We start from the raw sequence: 22071 nt of genomic DNA, 5'->3' as shown, positions 1-22071 counted from the left end.
GAGCAGATGACCATTCAATGGTTTCCCGGTCACATGGCGAAAGCCCGAAGAGAAGTAACTGAACAGTTGAAACTTGTAGATATTGTATTTGAACTTGTAGATGCACGGCTTCCATTGTCTTCTCGGAACCCGATGATTGATGAAGTCATTCATCAAAAACCAAGAATACTAATACTAAACAAAATGGATTTGGCGGATGAACATGAAACTGCTAAATGGATCCGATATTTTGATGAGCAAGGCATTCGTGCAGTCGCAATTAACTCGTTTGAAGGCAAAGGACTACAGGCAGTAACGAAGGTAGCTAAAGAAGTGTTAGCGCCTAAAATTGAGCGGATGAAAAAGCGTGGGATCAGACCAGGTGCAATTCGAGCGATGATTGTTGGAATTCCGAACGTTGGAAAATCAACGCTGATCAATAGACTTGCTCATAAGAACATAGCGAAAACAGGAAACAAGCCAGGCGTCACAAAAGCTCAGCAATGGATTAAGTACGAAAAAGAATTAGAGCTTCTCGATACACCGGGAATTCTATGGCCAAAGTTTGAAGATCCTGAGACAGGTCAAAAACTTGCGCTGACGGGTGCTATTAAAGATACGATTGTAAACATGGAAGATTTAGCGATGTACGGATTAACATTCTTATCCAATCGTTATTCAGAGCGGTTAGAAGAACGATATGGCTTTGATACTGTAGAGGACAACACAGCAGAGCTGTTCGAAGCAGTGGGAGCACGGCGTAAAGCGTATACAACTGGTGGAGAAATTGACTACGATAAAGTTGCAGAGCTAATCATACAAGATGTCAGAACAGGTAATTTTGGAAGGTTAACATTCGACTGGACTGAAGAACAAGAGTGATCTAGCCGGAGCCGGCACCCGGCTTCGGCTTTTGTATATCTAAAAATCAGTGGAGTAGCCGATAAATGAAGTATGGAGTTGAAGAGGGATGGAAGGTGAGCGTGTGAAAACAATACAAGCGATTAAATTACGACTAAAAGAAACGAACGAGCCTGAGCCGTGGATGGCAGAGTTGACAAAGGATGAACGTAAAGGAGTACAACAAGCGCTTATTAGCTGGAATAGAGCGTATGATAAACGCTGCGCTGCTATGGCTAGCCACATAGAGAAACAGCAGTTTGATGCTTCGTATGCGCCATTTGAAGGTGCTCAAGTAGCGGGGACTGACGAAGCTGGAAGGGGACCTTTAGCAGGTCCTGTTGTGACAGCAGCTGTTATTCTTCCACTTGAAGCAGACGAGCTGATCGGATTGGATGATTCTAAACAAATCCCTAAGAAAGAACGTGAACGCCTTGCAGAAATTATCAAACGAATCTCGGTAGCTTGGTCTGTTCATGTGCAATCAGCAAAGCGAATCGATGAAATCAATATTTATGCAGCGACACGCGAATCGATGGAACAGGCAATTCGCACATTGCCTATTGAACCCGATCAAGTCCTTGCAGATGCGATGCCACTAACTGTAAGCTGTCCATCTGCCTCGATTGTTAAAGGAGATGCTCAAAGTTTAGCGATAGCTGCTGCTTCCATACTTGCGAAAACGACAAGAGATCAGTTGATGGATGAATTACACGGCGAATATCCAATGTATCGTTTTGATAAACATGCAGGATATGGTACGCCAGAACACTTGGATGCGCTCCAGGATTATGGTCCAAGCATTCACCATCGGAAAACATTTGAACCGATCAAGACAATGATCGCAAGAAAGGCGGCTAACAGATGAACAATCCGTCAATAACACAAAATCTCAACCCAGCCAACATAGGAAATGTACAGCCATCACAACCCGCTCAACTAAGAGAAGGACAACTTTTCCATGGGACGATTAAACAACTATATCCAGGTGAAATGGCAGAAGTCCAAATTGGTAACCAAAAGCTGAATGCAAAATTAGAAGTCCCGCTAAAGGCAGGAGATTCTTATTATTTTCAAGTGAAGGCGACTGAACCTGAATTGCAGTTGAAACTAATCTCTGGGCCACATACGCAAGGGGAGAGTCAAAGTGCGAAAATCGGCAGTTTGCTCGACACCTTACAACTTACTAAGACACCTGAAATGCGTAAACTTGTGGACTTTTTCATGAAGCAGCAAATTCCTATCACGCGAGAATCATTGATTGCAGGTGAAACACTTCTGAAGCAAACATCACCTGGACAACAGCAGGAAGCCCTTCAATCTATAGGGAAGCTAGTGTCCCTCAAGCTACCTATAACCCCCCAACTGTTTCATGCGATGATGGGAGTTGAAACGAAAGAGGGACTTCAAGGTGTCCTTGATGCACTTCAGCAGGCAGTCAGTTCGGATAACAAAATACCCAGCACTCAAAAGATGGATATCCAAACGATTCTTCAGCAAATAAAACAGCCTTTAATGGAAGCTAATGGGGGAAAACTGTTGGCGCAAACACTTTCGGCTGCACTGGACAAATCAGCTCCTCCTGAACTTCGGTTCCAAGCTGTTCAACTACTGAAAGCAGCAGGTATCTTACCAGCACAAACATCCCTTGCCAATCTACCTACTGTGTTAGCGAAGCTTGTCAGTTCATCTCAAAACACCCAATCTCAAATGCCGACTGTTGAAAAACAAGCGGCGCAACAAACCAATACTACTTTGGGTACCTCGATACCATCGGAAAATGCTCTTAAAATAGACGCTAAGCAGTTATTAACAGCACTTCAACAAGTAATGACAGGTGCAACTAAGTTACCTGTAGGAGCATCCGCAGAACTCCAACGAATCATTCAACAAACGGAATTGCCTGTAGGCGTTAAAGGCCAGTTAACGAATTTTTTATCAGCTCATTCTCGAACTAATGAGACGGCAAGCGCCTTACTTGCGAAGTTTAGTGAGACATTATTCAGTGAAGCTACAAAACAAATGTTACCTAGCCAAAATCCCGCTCAGTCGTCTGTGAATTCAAGTTCCACTCCATTGCAAACGGGGATGCCGGCTCTGTTACAAGCAGCACTGGATGCTCAAGGGGGGCTAGACAAACTCCCTGCACTTGTTAAACAAGCTATGCAATCGAATGCGCCGGTCATTCAATCCTTCATAGCTGCAGCAGAAGCGGCAACAAGTGAAGAACTTTCAGGCAGTACTATTAAACAAGCGATACAATCTGTTTTAGTAAAGCTGGGTGTTCACTACGAAGCGGGTCTTGCATCAAAAGAACTGCATATATCACAAATTCAGGATTCCCTAAAACCTCAGCTTGTTGCACTTTTGCAAGAAGGTATGGCAGGAACAGCTCTACGGGAAGCAGCAGAAACAGTCGTTTCAAGATTGAATGGTCAGCCTCTACAATCGACTGAATCTGGTGTACAACAGCAGATAATCATGCAAGTTCCACTTCACTTACAGGGGAAGTGAATTGACGCAACGATTGAGTGGAATGGGCGGATGAAAGAAGATGGAAAGATTGATCCGGATCATGCGCGTGTCTTGTTTTACTTAGATCTAGAAGCAATCCACAAAACAGTGGTCGATATGCAAGTACAAAACAAAGTCGTGACATTAACTATTTTCAATGAAGATCCTACATTGAAAATGCTCGGAGCGGTCCTTGAAGATAGACTAGCAGAAGGATTAGATGAGGAAGGATATCGTCTTTCCGCTGTCCGTTTTAAACAATTCCAAGAAGAAGTGATTACTCCGACTAAGTCTAGCTTGTCTACAGGTAGCGGAACGCAAGGAGTCGATTTCCGGATATGAGTGAAAAGCGATATAAGCGCCGTGAAGCGGTCGCGTTGACCTATTTGCCTGAGCTCAACGAAGCACCGAAAGTGACGGCCAAAGGAAAAGGTCAAATTGCGGAGAATATACTCGAGAAAGCTCGAGAACATGGTGTTCCTATACAAGAAGATCCAAGTCTAGTAGAATTACTCGGTCAGTTAGAAGTAAATGAGACGATTCCTGACCAGCTATATCAAGCGGTGTCGGAAGTTCTGGCCTATGTTTACAGATTAGATCGTTCAAAAAGCGGAAAATAAACAGTTTAAGACTGTAGTAGAACAGAAATTTCGCACTTTACGAGTACAAATATGGACATAGTATGACAAGTTTACTACAATAGAGTACGCAGTAAAGAATAGTTATCAGTTTGATTGGAGGATATAAGATGAATATCCATGAATATCAAGGGAAACAACTGCTTCGTGATTATGGAGTTGCAGCTTCAAAAGGGATTGCAGCATTTTCTCCAGAAGAGGCAGTAAAAGCAGCGAAAGAACTTGGCACTGAAGTATTTGTCGTGAAAGCGCAAATTCATGCAGGTGGTCGCGGAAAAGCAGGCGGAGTCAAAATTGCTAAAAATCTTGACGAAGTACGTGCTTACGCAAAAGAACTTCTTGGCAAAACGTTGGTGACTCACCAAACGGGTCCAGAAGGAAAAGAAGTCAAGCGTTTACTTATTGAAGAAGGCGCAGACATCAAAAAGGAATACTACATCAGTCTTGTTGTAGACCGAGCTACGGACCGTGTAACACTTATGGGTTCTGAAGAAGGCGGAATGGATATTGAAGAAGTTGCAGAAGCGACTCCTGAAAAGATTTTCCACGAAGTCATTGATCCGGTATCTGGATTGACAGGATTCCAAGCACGCCGTATGGCATTCAACATGAACATTCCTGCACATCTTGTGAACAAAGCAGCGAAATTCATGACAGGTCTTTACCAAGTATTCGTAGAAAAAGATGCATCCATCGTTGAAATTAATCCACTTGTTGTAACAGGTGATGACCAGGTGCTTGCACTTGATGCGAAATTCAACTTTGACGACAATGCGTTGTTCCGTCATAAGGACATCGTTGAGTTGCGTGACTTCGAAGAAGAAGACGCAAAAGAAATCGAAGCTTCCAAGTATGACTTGAGCTATATTTCACTAGACGGCAACATCGGCTGCATGGTCAATGGTGCTGGACTTGCTATGGCTACAATGGATACGATCAATTACTACGGCGGATCACCCGCAAACTTCCTTGACGTTGGGGGCGGCGCGACTGCTGAAAAAGTAACTGAAGCGTTCAAAATCATCCTTTCAGATGAGCATGTTAAAGGGATTTTCGTTAACATCTTTGGCGGAATTATGAAGTGCGACGTGATCGCTGAAGGTGTTATCACTGCAGCGAAAGAAGTCGGCCTTGAAGTACCACTAGTTGTTCGCCTTGAGGGAACAAACGTGGAAAGAGGTAAAGCTTTGTTGAACGAATCAGGGCTTAATATTATTGCAGCTGGCTCAATGGCAGACGGCGCGCAAAAGATTGTTGAAATCGTAGGCTAAGAAAGGCAGGGACAAACGATGAGTATTTATATCGATAAAAATACAAAAGTAGTCGTCCAAGGTATCACTGGCGGGACTGCAAAATTTCATACCCAGCAAATGCTTGAATACGGAACTAAAATCGTTGCAGGTGTAACACCAGGTAAAGGCGGCACTGAAGTTGATGGCGTTCCTGTATTCAATACAATGGAAGAAGCTGTCAAAGAAACTGGCGCTAATGTTTCCGTAATCTACGTACCAGCACCTTTCGCAGCAGATGCAATCATGGAAGCGGTAGACGCTGAACTTGATATGGCAATCTGTATTACAGAGCACATTCCTGTTTTGGACATGGTGAAAGTAGTGCGTTACATGGATGGTAAAAAGACACGTCTTGTTGGACCGAACTGTCCTGGTGTTATTACACCAGAAGAATGTAAAATTGGTATTATGCCAGGTTACATTCACACAAAAGGTCACGTAGGCGTAATTTCACGCTCTGGTACATTGACGTACGAAGCGGTTCACCAACTATCTGAAGCAGGTATCGGTCAGACGACGGCTGTTGGTATTGGTGGAGACCCAGTCAATGGAACGAACTTCATCGACGTATTGAAAGAATTTAATGAAGATGAAGACACGTACGCAGTTGTTATGATTGGTGAAATCGGCGGAACTGCTGAAGAAGAAGCAGCTGAGTGGATCAAAGCCAACATGAAGAAACCGGTTGTAGGATTCATCGGTGGACAAACAGCACCTCCAGGAAAGCGTATGGGCCATGCTGGTGCCATTATTTCTGGCGGTAAAGGAACGGCTGACGAAAAAATCAAAGCGCTCAATAACGCTGGCGTAGAGGTTGCAGAAACGCCATCTGTTATCGGTGAGACATTGATTAAAGTAATTAAAGAAAAAGGGCTATACGAAAAGTGTAAAACCCACTAAGATAGAAGATGCAGCGTATTCAATGAGTACGCTGCATCTTTTCTATACAAAGAGGAGGTATTTAATGAAGCTATCTGCACACGAACATCAGCTTTTGAAACTTCACTACGCATTGCCTGTCCCTTATCCCCAGCTTACTAGATTGCTTGAAAATAACTATGATCCAAAATACGTTCCTAATTTATCACAAAAACAACGCACAAACTTGAACCTGAAACTTGCCAAACTAACCCCACTCCCTCTCCTAGAGTTGCTTCTCGAAAAAGGAATAATCCCCATTCCTTATACACATCCTGATTATCCTGAAAGACTAAAACAGTTAATAGATCCACCTGCTGTTCTTTATACAAAAGGTGATCCGGGTTTACTGAAAAAACCAAGTAAAGTTGCAATAATTGGTTCCCGCAAAGCTGGGGGATACTCGGTCTGTGCTATGAAGATGATTGTCCCACCACTCGTCCAACATGGATCTGTAATTGTTTCAGGACTTGCGAAAGGTGCAGATACAATGGCTCATCAAGCAGCCATAAAATATGGTGGTCAGACAATAGCTGTACTTGGACATGGATTCCTTCATCTATATCCGAAAGAAAATGAAGAACTTGCAACAACTATTGCAGAAGAGCACCTTTTAATAACTGAGTATCCGCCATACCATCCACCTGCTAAATGGACGTTTCCAATGAGAAACAGGATTATAAGTGGACTGTCCAACTCCATTGTCATTACAGAATCAGCAGTGAAGAGCGGAACGATGAGTACAATTGAGCATGCACTCGATCATGGAAAAGAAATATTTGCTGTTCCTGGACCCATAGACTCGCCATTGTCATTAGGGCCGAACAAATTATTAGATGAAGGAGCACGACCGATCTGGAGCGGCTTTCAAATCATGGAATCTCTTGTCGAATCTTGACGAGAGAAATGTCTTTTTACTAAAATAGTTGCTTTTCCATGAAAACTGTTATACATTTTGCAACAGATATTCTTTTAGATGAATAAATACAAAGAACCTCTTTAAGGGGGGCACATTAGAATGGCAGATTACCTAGTAATCGTGGAATCACCAGCAAAAGCAAAGACAATTGAACGCTATTTAGGAAAGAAATACAAAGTGCGCGCATCCCTCGGCCACTTAAGAGATTTGCCCCGCAGTCAAATGGGGGTCGATGTGGAAAACAACTATGAACCGAAGTATATTACGATTCGGGGAAAAGGCCCGATCCTACAAGATTTGAAAAAAGAAGCAAAAAAAGCGAAAAAAATCTTTCTCGCGGCTGACCCCGACAGAGAAGGGGAAGCAATTGCCTGGCATCTTGCGCATCAGCTTGGTGTGGATGATCATTCCGACTGTCGCGTGGTCTTTAACGAAATTACAAAAGATGCAATTAAAGAATCGTTTAAAAATCCGCGACCGATCAATACGGATTTAGTAGATGCCCAACAAGCGCGTCGTATTCTTGATAGGCTTGTTGGCTATAATATCAGTCCGATTCTATGGAAGAAAGTCAAGAAAGGTTTGTCAGCAGGTCGTGTTCAATCTGTGGCTTTGAAGCTCATTATTGATCGCGAAGAAGAAATTAAATCCTTCGAACCTGAAGAGTATTGGTCAATCGGTGCGGGGTTCAGTAAAAAAGAAGGTGATTTTGAGGCTTCTTTCTATGGAACAGCTGGTAAGAAAGTCAAACTGACAGACAAAAGTCAAGTCGACGAGATTCTCTCTAACTTGGACGGTGATGACTTTAAGGTACACCAAGTCGTGAAGAAAGAACGTAAACGTAATCCTGCTGTGCCATTTACAACGTCTTCTCTACAGCAAGAGGCAGCACGTAAGTTGAACTTCCGTGCGAAGAAAACGATGATGATTGCCCAGCAATTGTACGAAGGGATTACAATCGGTAAAGAAGGAATCGTTGGTCTCATTACGTATATGCGAACGGATTCGACGAGAACATCCGAGACGGCCCAAGCTGAAGCGAAATCGCATATTGAGACGATGTATGGTGAAGAGTTTACACGTAAAACAAAAGCGGCTAGCAAGTCTTCAGCTGCGAAGACACAAGACGCTCACGAAGCCGTCCGTCCAACATCTGTCCTACGTACACCTGAAGCGATGAAAGCGTTTTTATCAAAAGATCAGTTGAAATTATACAAACTCATTTGGTCGCGTTTTCTTGCAAGTCAAATGGCACCTGCCATCCTTGATACGGTGACTGTAGACTTACTGAACAACGACGTACAGTTCCGAGCAACAGGATCACAGGTAAAATTCCAAGGATTCATGAAAGTGTATATTGAGAGTCATGATGATAAGGAAGAAGAAAAGGATAATGTCCTACCTCCGCTTACGGAAGGGGAAACGGTCAAGTGTGCGTCGATTGATCCGAAACAACATTTCACGCAACCACCTCCACGTTATTCCGAGGCACGTCTTGTGAAAACTTTGGAAGAGCTAGGGATAGGACGACCATCGACATACGCGCCAACATTGGATACTATTCAAAAAAGAGGCTATGTCACTTTAGATGCGAAACGATTTGTTCCTACTGAATTAGGTGGGATTGTCAACGCAGCGGTCAACCAATACTTCTCAGATATCACCAATGCAGAGTTTACGGCTAAAATGGAACAAAGTCTGGACCATATAGAAGTCGGGGAAATCCCTTGGGTTACGGTCATCGATGAGTTTTACAAAGACTTTGAAAAGCATTTGAAAGTCGCAGATGAAGAAATGGAGAAAATTGAGATTAAAGATGAGCCTGCCGGAGAAGATTGTGAAAAGTGTGGGTCTCCAATGGTCTATAAAATGGGTCGTTATGGTAAGTTCATGGCCTGCTCAAACTTCCCGGATTGCCGTAATACAAAAGCGATTATTAAACCGATAGGCGTAACATGTCCGCTTTGCAAAGAAGGGGAAGTCGTCGAACGGAAGAGTAAGAAAAACCGGATTTTCTATGGTTGTGATCGGTATCCTGAATGCGAATATATTTCTTGGGATAAACCAATTTCTAGACCATGTCCGAAATGTGAAAGTACTCTTGTTGAAAAACGTCTGAAAAAAGGATTGCAAATCCAATGTACGGAATGTGATTATAAAGAGAAACCACAAGAATAATTTAGCTAGAGAGAAGGGTTCAATGTGACACCAATTGTAAATGTCATCGGAGCAGGACTTGCGGGAAGTGAAGCGGCTTGGCAAATTGCAAGTCGCGGGGTACAGGTCCGTTTATACGAAATGCGACCTGTTCAACAAACTCCAGCACACCATACAGACAAATTCGCAGAGCTCGTTTGCAGTAACTCATTACGTGCAAACGCGCTGACGAATGCTGTAGGCGTCATTAAAGAAGAAATGCGACGTCTAGACTCTATCATTATTGCAGCAGCGGATGCTTGCTCTGTTCCTGCTGGTGGAGCGCTTGCCGTCGATCGTCATGAGTTCTCAGCACACGTAACGGAAAAAGTACGCAATCATCCACTTGTGAAAGTCATAAATGAAGAAGTAACGGAGATTCCTGAAGGCATAACAGTGATTGCCACCGGTCCACTCACTTCTCCCACCCTGGCTGAAAAAGTTCGCCAGCTGACGGGTGAAGAGTATCTATACTTTTATGATGCGGCAGCACCTATCGTTGAAAAAGACTCTATCGATATGGACAAAGTGTACTTGAAATCACGTTATGACAAAGGAGAAGCTGCATATCTCAATTGTCCGATGAATGAGGACGAATTTGATGTATTTTACAATGCGTTAGTTAATGCGGAAGTAGCGGAACTTAAAGAATTTGAAAAAGAAGTGTACTTCGAAAGTTGTATGCCTGTTGAAGTTCTTGCGAGTCGAGGTGAGAAGACGCTATTATTTGGACCGATGAAGCCAGTTGGATTAGAAGATCCGAAAACCGGTAAACGTCCAAAAGCCGTCGTACAGCTTCGCCAAGATGATGCTGCTGGAACTCTGTATAACATTGTCGGATTCCAGACGCATATGAAATGGGGCGCCCAGAAAGAAGTTTTGCGACTCATACCAGGTCTTGAAAATGTTGAAATCGTACGCTACGGCGTGATGCATCGGAACACGTTCATCAATTCACCAAGAGTGTTGCAGCCAACCTATCAGCTAAAAGCCAATCCAAATCTATTCTTCGCAGGTCAAATGACAGGTGTTGAAGGATATGTAGAGTCTGCAGGAGCTGGTCTAGTGGCAGGTATGAACGCAGCAAGACTGGCTTTAGGTGAAGAGCTCTATGTTCTTCCTCACCAGACAGCATTAGGAAGCATGGCGAGATATATTACAGAAGCAGATTCAAAGAACTTCCAGCCAATGAATGTGAACTTTGGATTATTCCCAGATTTAGGAGAGCGAGTCCGTTCTAAACTAGAGCGAGCTGAAAGACATGCGAATCGGGCACTCGAAGCACTTGATACATTCAAGATGGACAACCAACTATAAGAAATGTGTAAAGAAGGAAGGTATTGCCTTTCTTCTTCTTTTTATTGTGTGAATATGAGGGTTTTGTGAACTTTTAGTGGCAATGTAGAAAAAGAATGTGTAGAGGTCAGACTTCCTAGTGCCTCATAGTTGTAGAAATACCTGTAAATCGTGTATAGTAAACCGTGGATGAATTTGAATTTAAGGAGTAATCAGCATTTTCAATTAGTTTGGGTAATCGAATACGCTAGTTGCCAAGCGTTTAAATGATGATTATTTATTCATTTTTCGGGAGGTGTGTTTTATGGATGAAAAGACAATCCAAATGCGTAACGAGTATATAACGTACGTTCGTTTGGAAAAGAACTATTCAGTCCACACTGTATCGGAATATGAAAAAGATGTAGATGAATTTCTTGAGTTCTTAAAAACTGAAGGTATTCTTACGATAGAGAGCATTACATATCAAGAAGCACGGCTTTTTGCGTCGCGTCTGTATGAGCGCGAATTATCGAGAGCAACCATTTCGAGAAAGATTTCTTCAGTTCGTTCATTCTTTCGCTTTGCCAATTCCCGATATGACATTAATGACACAGCATTCCGTTTACTGCACCACCCTAAAAAGGAAGAACGGCTTCCTGCTTTTTTTTATGTTGAGGAACTTGAAAAGCTTTTTGTTGCATGCCTAGGAGAGAAACCTAGAGACATGCGCGATCGAGCATTACTGGAAATTCTCTACGCTACAGGAATTCGAGTAAGTGAACTTACATCAATCTGTTTAAGTGATATCGACAACGATCTTGGTATTGTTCGCGTAATGGGGAAAGGCAGAAAAGAGCGCTATGTCCCATTCGGCAGCTTTGCGCAGTCGGCGATTGAGCAATACATTGAAAATAGCCGGACTTTACTTATGAAAAGTACTAAACATGATCGATTATTTGTAAACTTACGAGGTGGCCCTCTTACTGAACGTGGTGTCAGGCATGTGCTAGATGCCATTGTTGAGCGAGCATCTATCCAGTCAAATGTTTATCCCCATATGTTGCGTCATACGTTTGCGACCCATTTACTATCTGCAGGGGCGGATATGAGAACTGTCCAAGAACTACTCGGACACAGTGATCTGTCTTCGACACAAATATACACCCATACTACGAAAGAGCATTTAAGAAGAACCTATATGAATACGCATCCGCGTGCTTAGGAGGAAATTTAAATGGAATTTCATGCAACTACGATTTTTGCCATTCGGCATAAGGGAGTTTGTGCAATGTCTGGTGATGGTCAAGTGACCATGGGAGAAAGTGTAGTTATGAAACATACCGCAAAAAAAGTCCGCAGATTATTTAACGGAAACGTACTTGCAGGATTTGCGGGGTCTGTCGCTGATGCATTTACGCTGTTCGATCTATTTGAAGATAAATTGACAGAGTACAACGGTAATCTACAGCGTGCGTCTGTAGAACTTGCAAAAGAATGGCGAGGCGACCAGATACTTCGTAAACTAGAGGCAATGCTACTTGTGATGAACGAAGAGAGTCTCCTTCTTGTTTCAGGTACAGGTGAAGTAATCGAGCCTGATGATGGCATTCTAGCGATTGGGTCAGGTGGAAACTATGCTTTAGCCGCTGGACGTTCACTTGCAAAATATGCAGGGGAGTCATTGACTGCTGAACAGATTGCTCGCGCAGCACTTGAAACGGCTTCTGAAATTTGTGTATTTACAAACGACAAGATTATCGTGGAGGTGCTTGGGGAATGACTTCACAACAACTAACGCCAAAAGAAATGATTGCATTTTTAAATCGTTACATTGTTGGGCAAGATAAGGCGAAGAGAGCAGTGGCGGTTGCGATACGAAATCGCTATAGACGTAACTTGTTAACTGAAGAAGAAAAAAACGAAATCATCCCGAAAAACATTTTGATGATTGGACCAACCGGAGTCGGGAAAACGGAAATCGCGCGTCGCATTGCAAAACTCGTGGATGCGCCTTTTGTAAAAGTCGAAGCAACGAAGTTTACGGAGGTTGGTTACGTTGGACGAGACGTTGAATCCATGGTGCGTGACCTCGTTGAAACTGGTGTCCGGATTATCAAAGAAAAACAGCGCGCTCAAGTGAAAGGCCAAGCAGCAGTTCAAGCAGAAGAACGCTTAGTCGAATTGCTTGTTCCTTCAAAGAAAAAGAAGGGATCTATGCAAAATCCGTTTGAAATGCTGTTTGGTGGGCAAAAGAATGAGAGTGACGCTGAAGAGCATGAAGAAGTTACAGAGATGACACGAAAGCGCAGTGAAATTGCTGACTTGCTGAAACAAGGAAAGCTTGAAGAAGAGCAAGTAACAGTGGAAGTTGCTTCCCAACAGCCTTCCATGTTTGATGCGCTTCAAGGTTCTGGTATGGAACAAATGGGGTCGAATATGCAGGATGCTCTTTCTTCACTTATGCCGAAAAAAACAACAACAAGAAAACTTTCTGTAAAAGATGCAAGAAGAGTATTAGAAGCTGAAGAAGCGGACAAACTAATTGATCATGACGAGATTGCACGACAGGCAGTCCAGCTAACGGAGCAATCTGGAATTATCTTCATCGATGAAATGGATAAAATCGCAAGCAAGAGTGGCGGCTCATCAAGTGCCGATGTTTCCCGAGAAGGTGTTCAACGTGATATTTTACCAATTGTAGAAGGCTCAACTGTGAATACGAAATATGGACCGGTGAAAACCGATTATATTTTATTTATAGCTGCTGGTGCTTTCCATATGGCTAAACCGTCTGATATTATACCCGAGTTGCAAGGTCGATTCCCGATTCGTGTAGAATTAGACAAATTATCCAAAGAAGATTTCGTCAGGATTTTGAAAGAGCCAGATTTCTCTCTTGTTCGACAATACGAGAAACTTCTAGCAACAGAGGACGTCCTATTAGAGTTCACAGACGATGCAATCGATCGAATCGCTGAAATTGCATTCGACGTGAATGACAATACAGAAAACATTGGTGCAAGACGACTTCATACAATTGTAGAACGTCTACTTGAGGAACTTTCGTTTGAAGCATCAGACATTGGTCCAACAAGTATTAAAATTACGCCAACATATGTTGACGAAAAGTTACAAGGAATCGTCAAAGACAAAGATTTGTCACATTTTATCTTGTGACAAAGTCAAAATAGTTTAATTAACAATTAAAAACCTTTAGAATATTCTTATCAGTTCCCAAATAATGAGGAGGAAAATATAATGACACTGTTAGAAAAAACGAGAAAGATTAATGCCATGCTTCAAGAAACTGCAGGTAAGCAAGTGAACTTCAAACAAATGGCTGAGCAACTTAGTGAAGTAATTGACTGTAACGCATTCATCGTGAGTCGAAAAGGAAAGCTACTTGGTCTTGAAATCCATCACCAAATTGAAAACGAGCGCATGAAGCAAATGTTTGAAGATCGTAAATTCCCTGAAGCTTACACAAAACAGCTTTTTGAAATTCGTGAAACATCACCAAACATTGGAATTGGTAGTGAATATACTGTATTCCCTGTTGAAAACCAGGAACTCTTTAAAAATGGATTAACAACAATCGTTCCAATCATTGGTGGCGGTGAACGTCTTGGAACACTTATTCTTGCGCGTTTGAGCGATGACTTTAAAGAAGACGACCTTATCCTTGCAGAATACGGTGCAACTGTTGTTGGAATGGAAATTCTTCGAGAGAAATCTGAAGAAATCGAAACAGAAGCTCGCAGTAAAGCGGTCGTTCAAATGGCTATCAACTCACTTTCATATAGTGAACATGAAGCAATTGAGCATATCTTTAATGAGCTAGACGGAAATGAAGGACTTCTAGTTGCTTCTAAAATTGCTGACCGAGTTGGAATTACGCGTTCAGTTATCGTAAACGCGCTACGTAAGCTTGAAAGTGCTGGAGTAATTGAATCACGTTCACTAGGAATGAAAGGTACTTATATCAAAGTGTTGAACAGCAAATTCCTAGAAGAGCTTGAAAAACAAAAATCATAACCTGTCAAGTTGAAAATAAATTTAAGGCAAGTAAAAGCGGTTTTCGCTTTTACTTGTTTTTTTTATGTAAATAATATTTATTTAGGGGATATATTAGACAAATATTAAAACTCTTAGGAAATTAATCAAAAAATTAATTTAATATTCAGATTTAAGTAATGTACATAAAGGGTACATTAGCACTAATAAAAAGGGTATTTCCTGTGAACAAATGCGAAATTGTAAGCAAAACTTCTGGTATTTTTATATAATTTGTATAGACAAAATGGTTCACTATCCGCTACAATGGGTATTAATTGTTGGCTTTTGATAGATTATGTCGAATTTAATAGATTTCTAATAAATATACGTAGGAGGAGTATCATATGGACCTTTTTGGAGGAACGATTTCCGCTTTAGAAAAAGGACTCAATTTCTCATCTGACAAATCTAAAGCAATTTCGCAAAATGTGGCGAATGTTGACACGCCAAATTACAAAGTGAAAACAGTGGACTTTCAAAATTACCTAAACGATGCGAAGACGGCTCAGCTTGAAGCTTATCGCACGGATCAGAGACACCTACAGTTTGCTCCAACTGCAACTGGTGGAACAAAGCATACCTATGCAAATTTTAGTTATAACCAAAACGGCAATGGCGTGGATATGGATAAGGAACAAGCGGATCTAGCTGCGAACCAAATTTATTACAATGCTCTTGCGGATAGAATTAGCAGCAAGTTCAATTCACTTAATAATGTTATAAAGGGAGGACGGTAATCATGTCGATCTTCCATAGCTTGAATTCTTCTGCCTCTGCTTTAACGGCACAACGGCTTCGTATGGACGTTATATCTTCTAATATGGCGAATGTAGATACAACTAGAGGTAAACTAGTTGACGGTGAGTGGCAACCCTATCAAAGAAAATCTGTATCATTTCAGCCGAAACAAGGTCAGTTTTCAAACTTCTTAAATGCAGCGATGGGCACTCGTGACAGAGGGGGAATCGGCAATGGGGTCACTGTATCGAAAATTCAAGAAGATACAGAAACTCCGTTTAAGCAAGTCTTTGATCCTACACACCCAGATGCAAATGCAGAAGGGTACGTAGAAATGCCTAATGTCGATCCATTGAGAGAAACAATCGATATGATGTCAGCGACTCGTTCGTATGAGGCAAACATTACGGTACTTAATTCAAACAAAGCGATGTTAATGAAAGCACTTGAAATTGGAAAATAAGAGGATGAAAGGATGAGTGCGTATGGCAATTTCTTCAATCTTGGCGGTAGCGCCGGGCCTTTCGCCTGATGCAACAAAAACCTCACCTACAACATTTGAATCCCAACAAAAGTTCGGTAACTTTTTAAAGGATGCTATCCAAAATGTGAATTCTGCTCAAGTTCAGTCTGATGTCATGACTGAAAAATTGGTCCGTGGTGAAAATGTAGATTTACATAATGTAATGATTACTGCACAAAAAGCTTCAGTCGCATTGAATGCCACTATGGAAATTCGAAATAAAGTAATTGAAGCCTATCAAGAAGTTATGCGCATGCCAGTGTAAGAAAAATATGGCGTTATTCATTAGAATGAGTACGGATGACGTTTGCCGACCGGAGGATCAGAATGAAAGAGAGAGTGACAAAGATCAAAAACGACTTACAAGCGTTTTGGTCAAACCGGACAAAAAAACAGAAAATCTTGTACATTAGCACTGCTGCTTCAATTCTCATTGTTGCAGCACTTCTTACTTTCTTCCTATCTCGTACGACGTTTGTTCCGTTATACAAAGACCTTTCTCGATCGGATATTGGTAGAATAAAAGAAGAGTTAGATGCACAAGCTGTGCCGAGCAAAATCGCACCAGGTGGTACCTCGATACTAGTGCCTGCTGAGCGAGTGGATGATTTACTAGTTTCGATAGAGTCTCAAGGACTAGCGAATTCAGGAAGAATCGACTACTCGTTCTTCTCTGAAAACGCAGGCTTCGGAACCACTGATAACGAGTTTAATATGATTAAGCTTGCAACGATGCAAAATGAACTTGCGAAACTAATTACTGGAATTGAAGGGGTACAGGACGCCAAAGTCATGATTACTCTGCCAACTCAAGGGGTATTCGTGAACGAAGATGTGCAAGCAGCCAGTGCATCCATTGTCTTACAGACAGAGCCAGGGCAGCAGTTCAGTGAACAACAGATTAAAGGGTTGTACAACTTGATCTCTAAAAGTATTCCAAACTTAGCTCCGGAAGATATCGTAGTAATGAACCAGTACTTCGAATACTATGATTTGAACCAAGAGAATAATCAGTTCGGCACAAATGTTGCCGACCAAATGACGATCAAGAAATCGATTGAACGGGATCTTCAACGTCAAGTTCAAATGATGCTAGGGTCCATGATGGGACAAGACAAAGTCGTAGTATCTGTAACAACGGATATCGATTTCCAACAGGAAAAACGTGAAGAGAATTTGGTTACACCGGTTGACGAAGAAAGTATGGAAGGAATCGCACTTAGTGTACAGCGTATAACAGAAACATTTACGGGCGATGGTGCTGCACCAGGCGGTATCCCTGAAGGAGAGGATCCGACCGATAACCGAACAACAATTGTTGAAGGTTCCACTGGTAGCGGAGATTATGAACGAGTGGAAGAGACAATCAATAACGAAGTGAATCGTATTCGTAAAAATATTGTCGAAAGTCCTTATAAAATCCGAGACATTGGTTTACAAGTAATGGTTGAACCACCAACTGCAGATGACCCTGGATCTTTGGAACCAGGTGTTGAAGATGACGTCAAAAAAATTCTTGAAACGATTGTAAGAACCTCTATCGACAAAGGTTCGGCAGGAGAACTGACTGAAGAACAACTAGCCGAGAAAATCGCGGTATCGATACAGCCGATTCGCGGTAAGCAAGCTGATTTCGATGCAGAACGTACTGTTATTCCTTGGTGGGTTTATGTTGTAGGTGGAGTGCTTGTCCTAGTAATAATTGCGCTAGTTATTATTTATATTAGAAAACGACGTAAAGATGAAGCACTTGCATTAGAAGAAGCGCGGGCACTGGAGGAGCAATTGGAAGCGATTGAAGTCAGTGACATCAATGGTGAAGTTGAAACTGAAGGAACCTTGCGCAGAAAACAACTTGAAAAAATGGCGAAAGAAAAACCGGAAGAATTCGCGAAATTGCTACGCACTTGGATAGCAGAGGACTAAGGAGAGGTCAGACATGGTAAAAAAAGATAAAGATATGTCCGGGAAGCAGAAGGCAGCTCTCCTTTTGATCTCTCTCGGTCCTGAAGTATCCGCTGCGATTTACAAGCATCTAACTGAAGAAGAAATTGAGCGATTAACACTCGAGATCTCCGGGGTCAGGAAAGTCGAGTCGTCAGTCAAAGAAGAAATCATTGAAGAGTTTCACAACATAGCCCTTGCTCAAGATTATATTTCTCAAGGCGGAATTGGATATGCGAAAACAGTTCTTGAGAAAGCGTTGGGCAAAGAACACGCACAAGCAGTTATTAACCGCTTGACGTCATCTCTACAAGTTCGCCCGTTTGACTTTGCTAGAAGGACCGAACCAAGCCAGATTTTAAATTTTATACAAAACGAACATCCGCAGACGATTGCACTCATTTTGTCCTACTTGGAATCAGAGCAAGCAGGTATGATCCTTTCTTCCTTACCACAAGAAGTACAAGCGGACATCGCTAAACGGATTGCGACCATGGAGTCGACTTCTCCTGAAGTTATCAGTGAAATTGAAGCCGTTCTTGAACGTAAACTTTCTTCAACTGTTACTCAGGATTACTCGGATACAGGTGGCGTAGATGCAGTGGTTGAAGTTCTCAATGGAGTGGATAGAGCCACTGAGAAAACTATCCTTGATGCACTTGAAATCCAGGATCCGGAACTTGCAGAAGAAATCAAGAAGCGGATGTTTGTATTCGAAGATATTATTACGCTCGATAACCGTTCGATTCAACGTGTCATTCGTGACTGTGAAAATGAAGATCTCATTCTTTCTATGAAAGTATCCAGTGAAGAAGTTAAAGATATCCTCTTCAAAAATATGTCTCAGCGTATGGCCGAGTCGTTCAAAGAAGAGATGGATGTCATGGGACCCGTCAGACTACGTGATGTTGAGGAAGCGCAATCCCGTATTGTCGCAACAATACGTCGTCTAGAAGATGCAGGGGAAATTATTATTGCACGTGGCGGAGGAGATGATGTGATTGTCTAATATCTACAGACCTGGCTCGAACCAAATGGCAGGTGTGAAGAAGATTGGAATTCGCAGTCTCCAGACTGTTACGGACAACATAGAAACTTCAACGGCCCCTCAGATGAATTTAGCAGAAATCATTATGGAGCGAGACCGTCTAATGAATGAGGCGCGTACTCAAGCAGGAATTGAAAAAGCTGCAATTGAACAAATGCGTGAAACAGCTCATGATGATATTGATGCTATGCGAAATGCTTGGGAAGCAGAAAAAGCAGCTCTCCAGCAACAGGCATATGAAGAAGCGTTCCAAGTAGGTTTTGAAGAAGGAACTAAAAAAAGTATTTCAGATATGCAAGATACAATCAAACATGTCAATGAAACCATCGAGATTGCACAAAAGAATGGTCAGTCCTACTTAGATCATCAAGAACGATTAATCTTGGAAATTGCAATGAAATCTGCTGAACGCATTCTCGGTCAGGCGTTAGAAGAAAAAACGGAGTTGTATGTATCCATTGTGAAGCGCGGCTTGAAAGAGGCTCGTGAAATGCGTGAAGTAAAAGTTTATGTCTCTCCTGAATACTATAAACTCGTTTCAGATAGCCGAGAAGAACTAGCTTCGATTTTCCCACCTGACGTACCGATGCTTATTTTTGTGAATGATGAATTCGAATCTACAGAGTGTTATATCGAGACCAATCATGGGAGAATCGTCGTCAGTGTTGATGAGCAGTTAAATGAGATGAAAGAGCGCCTTGTGGAACTATTGGAAAGCGAGGGCTAATCATGAAAAAAGCTGAAGAACTTTCGAACAAAATATCTAGTGTCAAAACGTTTAAGAAGTATGGTCGTGTGGCAAGAGTCGTGGGCTTAATGATTGAGTCTAAAGGTCCTGAAAGTTCAATTGGTGACTTATGCATCATCCACTTAAATCCGACAAGTACATCAGAAACGAAAATTTTGGCGGAAGTTGTTGGATTCCGTGAAGAAATAGTCATGCTGATGCCTTTTACAAATGTAACTGAGATTTCGAGTGGTTGCTTAGTAGAAGGAACGGGGAAGCCACTTGAAGTTAAGGTAGGCATGAATTTGATTGGTAAAGTTCTAGATTCGATGGGGAACCCGATTGATCAGTCGGCACTACCAAAAGGACTTGCAACAGTCCGTACTGAGCAAAACCCTCCTAACGTTTTAACTCGCCCTACCATTAATGACAAACTAGCAGTTGGCGTTAAAGCAATTGACGGAATGTTGACGGTAGGCAGTGGTCAGCGAGTAGGAATCTTTGCTGGATCAGGAGTAGGCAAAAGTACACTTCTCGGTATGATTGCACGAAATACTACAGCAGATCTAAACGTCATTGCACTTATCGGTGAGCGTGGCAGGGAGGTTCGAGAATTTATCGATAGAGACTTAGGACCTGAAGGGCTAAGTCGGACGATAGTCGTTGCTGCGACCTCTGACCAACCTGCACTTATGCGGATAAAAGGCGCATTTACGGCGACAGCTATTGCGGAATATTTTAGAAATAAAGGCATGAACGTCATGCTTATGATGGATTCCGTAACACGAGTTGCCATGGCGCAACGAGAAATTGGACTTGCTGTCGGAGAACCACCAGCAACACGAGGTTATACACCTTCCGTTTTTGCAATTTTACCTAAGCTACTTGAACGAAGTGGGACAAACGAATTTGGGGCGATAACTGCATTCTATACAGTATTGGTCGATGGTGATGATATGAATGAGCCAATCGCTGATGCGGTTCGAGGAATCTTGGATGGACACATCGTTTTAGATAGAACGCTTGCGAACAAAGGCCAATATCCTGCTATAAACGTATTGAAGAGTGTCAGTCGACTTATGAATCACATTGCTGATCCAGAGCATGTGAAAGCTGCTGAGAAACTACGTGAATTGTATTATACGTATGATAAGTCAGAAGACCTTATCAATATCGGTGCATACAAAAGAGGGACTTCAAAAGAGATCGACCAAGCGATTGAATACGAACCGCTCATTACAAAATTCCTGAAACAAGGGTACAAGGACAATATTTCGATGGAAGAAAGTATTGAAGAACTGATTGCTCTCGCTACTGGGGGCGGTCACACGTGAAATCCTATCACTATCGATTTGAGAAAGTTCTCACGTTTCGGGAGCAGGAAAAGAATGAGACAGAGTCTGCATACAAAGAGTCTATTGAATCATTTGAAGCAATTGCTACTGAACTATATGATCTTTTGAAAAAGAAAGAGAATGTTTTAATGGAGCAACAAGAAAAAATGACAAAAGGATTTGCGGTGAATGAAATTCATCATTATGCCAGATTCATCGATAGTTTGGAAATGAAGATTAACTCTGTGCAACAACAAGTAATCCAAGCACGAAACAAGATGAACTGGTATGAAGAGCGTTTGCTCGATAAAACGATCGAAGTAAAGAAATACGAAAAGATGCGGGAAAAAGATCGGGATGCTTATCAAGATGAAATGGAACATAAAGAAGCAGAACGATTGGATGAGCTATCGACACTGAAATTCCGAAAAAATGAAAATGGGTGGTAAGCAGGTGAAACGAAAAAAGAATAAGACCCCAGACTCGTTTAAAGAACAGCAAAAGGCAGGTAGTTTTTTTCAGATGTTGCTTGCGTGGTTTGTAATTCCACTTATATTCGCGATTGCTGTTCTGCTCATTATTGCAAAAGTTGCAGATGTAAATGTAGTTGAAAAAGCAAAGGAATGGACAGCTTCTGTACCTGTCCTTGAACAGAAAAAACAAGACTCTTCAACAAAAAAAGACAAGAAAATATTAGAAGAGCGTGTCGTTGCAATGAAAGAAGAATTGAAGCAAAAAGAACAACAGCTAATGGGTATTCAAGAAGACTTGAAAAAGTCAAACGCGAAAAACGAAGAACTTGTCTTAGCGCAAGAAAAATTACAAGCGGAAATTTTAGTTTTAAAGAGAACGAATGATGAATCAAAAAAAGAAGTTGGGCAGCTTGTCTCAACTTTTGAACAAATGTCTGCAAAATCAGCTGCTCCTGTTATTACAGAGATGGACGATGCCCAGGCGCTTCAACTTTTGTCGCAAATGAAAGCAAATACGCTGGCTGCTATTCTCGAAAAAATGTCTGCAAAAGATGCCGCTAAATATACTGCCCTTTTAGCAAAATGATGATATAA

At 41.9% G+C, this 22071-nt stretch carries 23 protein-coding genes; all 23 read left to right on the top strand.

The features are described 5' to 3' along the window. Positions 1-6 precede the first annotated feature (6 nt). The 23 genes from ylqF to N693_RS0112010 all read left to right on the top strand — a co-directional run bounded on the left by ylqF (position 7) and on the right by N693_RS0112010 (position 22063). The gene (gene ylqF, locus N693_RS0112120) at positions 7-861 is read left to right on the top strand and encodes a ribosome biogenesis GTPase YlqF (RefSeq protein WP_025785068.1); all 855 of its coding nucleotides are present in this window, start codon (positions 7-9) and stop codon (positions 859-861) included. Positions 862-949: 88 nt separating this feature from the next. Then, positions 950-1747 (top strand): ribonuclease HII, encoded by a 798-nt coding sequence (locus N693_RS0112115; RefSeq protein WP_371257562.1) that lies wholly within the window; start codon positions 950-952, stop codon positions 1745-1747. Beyond that, complete coding sequence (locus N693_RS0112110) at positions 1744-3393, top strand: hypothetical protein (protein ID WP_025785066.1); 1650 nt, start codon at positions 1744-1746, stop codon at positions 3391-3393. The genes N693_RS0112115 and N693_RS0112110 overlap by 4 nt, the downstream gene beginning before the upstream one ends. Positions 3394-3423: 30 nt before the next feature. Then, positions 3424-3735 carry a hypothetical protein gene (locus N693_RS0112105; RefSeq protein ID WP_025785065.1) on the top strand — a complete coding sequence of 104 codons (312 nt, stop codon included), beginning with the start codon at positions 3424-3426 and terminating at the stop codon, positions 3733-3735. Further along, on the top strand, positions 3732-4013 hold the full coding sequence (locus N693_RS0112100) for an EscU/YscU/HrcU family type III secretion system export apparatus switch protein (protein WP_025785064.1): 282 nt from the start codon (positions 3732-3734) through the stop codon (positions 4011-4013). The genes N693_RS0112105 and N693_RS0112100 overlap by 4 nt, the downstream gene beginning before the upstream one ends. A gap of 128 nt (positions 4014-4141) precedes the next feature. Then, positions 4142-5302 carry an ADP-forming succinate--CoA ligase subunit beta gene (sucC, locus tag N693_RS0112095; RefSeq protein ID WP_025785063.1) on the top strand — a complete coding sequence of 387 codons (1161 nt, stop codon included), beginning with the start codon at positions 4142-4144 and terminating at the stop codon, positions 5300-5302. A gap of 18 nt (positions 5303-5320) precedes the next feature. Then, positions 5321-6223: a succinate--CoA ligase subunit alpha gene (gene sucD / locus N693_RS0112090; protein WP_025785062.1), complete on the top strand. Its 903-nt coding sequence runs from the start codon at positions 5321-5323 to the stop codon at positions 6221-6223. A 64-nt stretch (positions 6224-6287) separates the two neighbouring features. Further along, positions 6288-7139 (top strand): DNA-processing protein DprA, encoded by an 852-nt coding sequence (gene dprA / locus N693_RS0112085; RefSeq protein ID WP_025785061.1) that lies wholly within the window; start codon positions 6288-6290, stop codon positions 7137-7139. A gap of 120 nt (positions 7140-7259) precedes the next feature. Beyond that, positions 7260-9338: a type I DNA topoisomerase gene (topA, locus tag N693_RS0112080; RefSeq protein WP_025785060.1), complete on the top strand. Its 2079-nt coding sequence runs from the start codon at positions 7260-7262 to the stop codon at positions 9336-9338. A gap of 24 nt (positions 9339-9362) precedes the next feature. Then, complete coding sequence (trmFO, locus tag N693_RS0112075; RefSeq protein ID WP_025785059.1) at positions 9363-10673, top strand: FADH(2)-oxidizing methylenetetrahydrofolate--tRNA-(uracil(54)-C(5))-methyltransferase TrmFO; 1311 nt, start codon at positions 9363-9365, stop codon at positions 10671-10673. 283 nt (positions 10674-10956) lie between these two features. Then, positions 10957-11856 carry a tyrosine recombinase XerC gene (xerC, locus tag N693_RS0112070; protein WP_025785058.1) on the top strand — a complete coding sequence of 300 codons (900 nt, stop codon included), beginning with the start codon at positions 10957-10959 and terminating at the stop codon, positions 11854-11856. Positions 11857-11868: 12 nt separating this feature from the next. After that, the gene (gene hslV / locus N693_RS0112065) at positions 11869-12414 is read left to right on the top strand and encodes an ATP-dependent protease subunit HslV (protein ID WP_025785057.1); all 546 of its coding nucleotides are present in this window, start codon (positions 11869-11871) and stop codon (positions 12412-12414) included. Beyond that, positions 12411-13811 carry an ATP-dependent protease ATPase subunit HslU gene (gene hslU / locus N693_RS0112060; RefSeq protein WP_025785056.1) on the top strand — a complete coding sequence of 467 codons (1401 nt, stop codon included), beginning with the start codon at positions 12411-12413 and terminating at the stop codon, positions 13809-13811. Before hslV ends, hslU begins: the two co-directional genes overlap by 4 nt. 81 nt (positions 13812-13892) lie before the next feature. Further along, positions 13893-14669, top strand: a complete 777-nt coding sequence (gene codY, locus N693_RS0112055) for a GTP-sensing pleiotropic transcriptional regulator CodY (RefSeq protein WP_025785055.1) — start codon at positions 13893-13895, stop codon at positions 14667-14669. 365 nt (positions 14670-15034) lie between these two features. Beyond that, positions 15035-15427 carry a flagellar basal body rod protein FlgB gene (flgB, locus tag N693_RS0112050; RefSeq protein ID WP_025785054.1) on the top strand — a complete coding sequence of 131 codons (393 nt, stop codon included), beginning with the start codon at positions 15035-15037 and terminating at the stop codon, positions 15425-15427. A gap of 2 nt (positions 15428-15429) precedes the next feature. Further along, a complete protein-coding gene (gene flgC, locus N693_RS0112045; protein ID WP_025785053.1) occupies positions 15430-15891 on the top strand; it encodes a flagellar basal body rod protein FlgC in 462 nt (153 codons plus the stop codon). A gap of 22 nt (positions 15892-15913) precedes the next feature. Continuing rightward, positions 15914-16216, top strand: a complete 303-nt coding sequence (gene fliE, locus N693_RS0112040; protein ID WP_025785052.1) for a flagellar hook-basal body complex protein FliE — start codon at positions 15914-15916, stop codon at positions 16214-16216. 62 nt (positions 16217-16278) lie between these two features. Next, the gene (fliF, locus tag N693_RS0112035) at positions 16279-17877 is read left to right on the top strand and encodes a flagellar basal-body MS-ring/collar protein FliF (protein ID WP_025785051.1); all 1599 of its coding nucleotides are present in this window, start codon (positions 16279-16281) and stop codon (positions 17875-17877) included. A 13-nt stretch (positions 17878-17890) separates the two neighbouring features. After that, a complete protein-coding gene (gene fliG, locus N693_RS0112030; RefSeq protein ID WP_025785050.1) occupies positions 17891-18904 on the top strand; it encodes a flagellar motor switch protein FliG in 1014 nt (337 codons plus the stop codon). Then, complete coding sequence (fliH, locus tag N693_RS0112025; RefSeq protein ID WP_025785049.1) at positions 18897-19670, top strand: flagellar assembly protein FliH; 774 nt, start codon at positions 18897-18899, stop codon at positions 19668-19670. The genes fliG and fliH overlap by 8 nt, the downstream gene beginning before the upstream one ends. Before the next feature lie 2 nt (positions 19671-19672). Further along, a complete protein-coding gene (gene fliI, locus N693_RS0112020; protein ID WP_025785048.1) occupies positions 19673-21004 on the top strand; it encodes a flagellar protein export ATPase FliI in 1332 nt (443 codons plus the stop codon). Continuing rightward, entirely contained in the window at positions 21001-21453 is a 453-nt protein-coding gene (fliJ, locus tag N693_RS0112015) for a flagellar export protein FliJ (RefSeq protein WP_025785047.1), read from the top strand. Before fliI ends, fliJ begins: the two co-directional genes overlap by 4 nt. 4 nt (positions 21454-21457) lie before the next feature. Then, positions 21458-22063: a MotE family protein gene (locus N693_RS0112010; RefSeq protein ID WP_025785046.1), complete on the top strand. Its 606-nt coding sequence runs from the start codon at positions 21458-21460 to the stop codon at positions 22061-22063. The last annotated feature ends 8 nt before the right edge of the window (positions 22064-22071 follow it).

It is taken from the genome of Sporosarcina sp. D27 (assembly GCF_000586555.1).
Taxonomy (GTDB): Bacteria; Bacillota; Bacilli; order Bacillales_A; family Planococcaceae; genus Sporosarcina.
This window is presented reverse-complemented; position numbering and strand designations above follow the sequence as displayed.

Excerpts from the sequence above, each read along its gene's own strand:
- ylqF (WP_025785068.1), top strand. The coding sequence starts at position 7 with ATGACCATTCAATGGTTTCCCGGTCACATGGCGAAAGCCCGAAGAGAA.
- N693_RS0112115 (WP_371257562.1), top strand. The coding sequence starts at position 950 with ATGGAAGGTGAGCGTGTGAAAACAATACAAGCGATTAAATTACGACTA.
- N693_RS0112110 (WP_025785066.1), top strand. The coding sequence starts at position 1,744 with ATGAACAATCCGTCAATAACACAAAATCTCAACCCAGCCAACATAGGA.
- N693_RS0112105 (WP_025785065.1), top strand. The coding sequence starts at position 3,424 with ATGAAAGAAGATGGAAAGATTGATCCGGATCATGCGCGTGTCTTGTTT.
- N693_RS0112100 (WP_025785064.1), top strand. The coding sequence starts at position 3,732 with ATGAGTGAAAAGCGATATAAGCGCCGTGAAGCGGTCGCGTTGACCTAT.
- sucC (WP_025785063.1), top strand. The coding sequence starts at position 4,142 with ATGAATATCCATGAATATCAAGGGAAACAACTGCTTCGTGATTATGGA.
- sucD (WP_025785062.1), top strand. The coding sequence starts at position 5,321 with ATGAGTATTTATATCGATAAAAATACAAAAGTAGTCGTCCAAGGTATC.
- dprA (WP_025785061.1), top strand. The coding sequence starts at position 6,288 with ATGAAGCTATCTGCACACGAACATCAGCTTTTGAAACTTCACTACGCA.
- topA (WP_025785060.1), top strand. The coding sequence starts at position 7,260 with ATGGCAGATTACCTAGTAATCGTGGAATCACCAGCAAAAGCAAAGACA.
- xerC (WP_025785058.1), top strand. The coding sequence starts at position 10,957 with ATGGATGAAAAGACAATCCAAATGCGTAACGAGTATATAACGTACGTT.
- hslV (WP_025785057.1), top strand. The coding sequence starts at position 11,869 with ATGGAATTTCATGCAACTACGATTTTTGCCATTCGGCATAAGGGAGTT.
- hslU (WP_025785056.1), top strand. The coding sequence starts at position 12,411 with ATGACTTCACAACAACTAACGCCAAAAGAAATGATTGCATTTTTAAAT.
- codY (WP_025785055.1), top strand. The coding sequence starts at position 13,893 with ATGACACTGTTAGAAAAAACGAGAAAGATTAATGCCATGCTTCAAGAA.
- flgB (WP_025785054.1), top strand. The coding sequence starts at position 15,035 with ATGGACCTTTTTGGAGGAACGATTTCCGCTTTAGAAAAAGGACTCAAT.
- flgC (WP_025785053.1), top strand. The coding sequence starts at position 15,430 with ATGTCGATCTTCCATAGCTTGAATTCTTCTGCCTCTGCTTTAACGGCA.
- fliE (WP_025785052.1), top strand. The coding sequence starts at position 15,914 with ATGGCAATTTCTTCAATCTTGGCGGTAGCGCCGGGCCTTTCGCCTGAT.
- fliF (WP_025785051.1), top strand. The coding sequence starts at position 16,279 with ATGAAAGAGAGAGTGACAAAGATCAAAAACGACTTACAAGCGTTTTGG.
- fliG (WP_025785050.1), top strand. The coding sequence starts at position 17,891 with ATGGTAAAAAAAGATAAAGATATGTCCGGGAAGCAGAAGGCAGCTCTC.
- fliI (WP_025785048.1), top strand. The coding sequence starts at position 19,673 with ATGAAAAAAGCTGAAGAACTTTCGAACAAAATATCTAGTGTCAAAACG.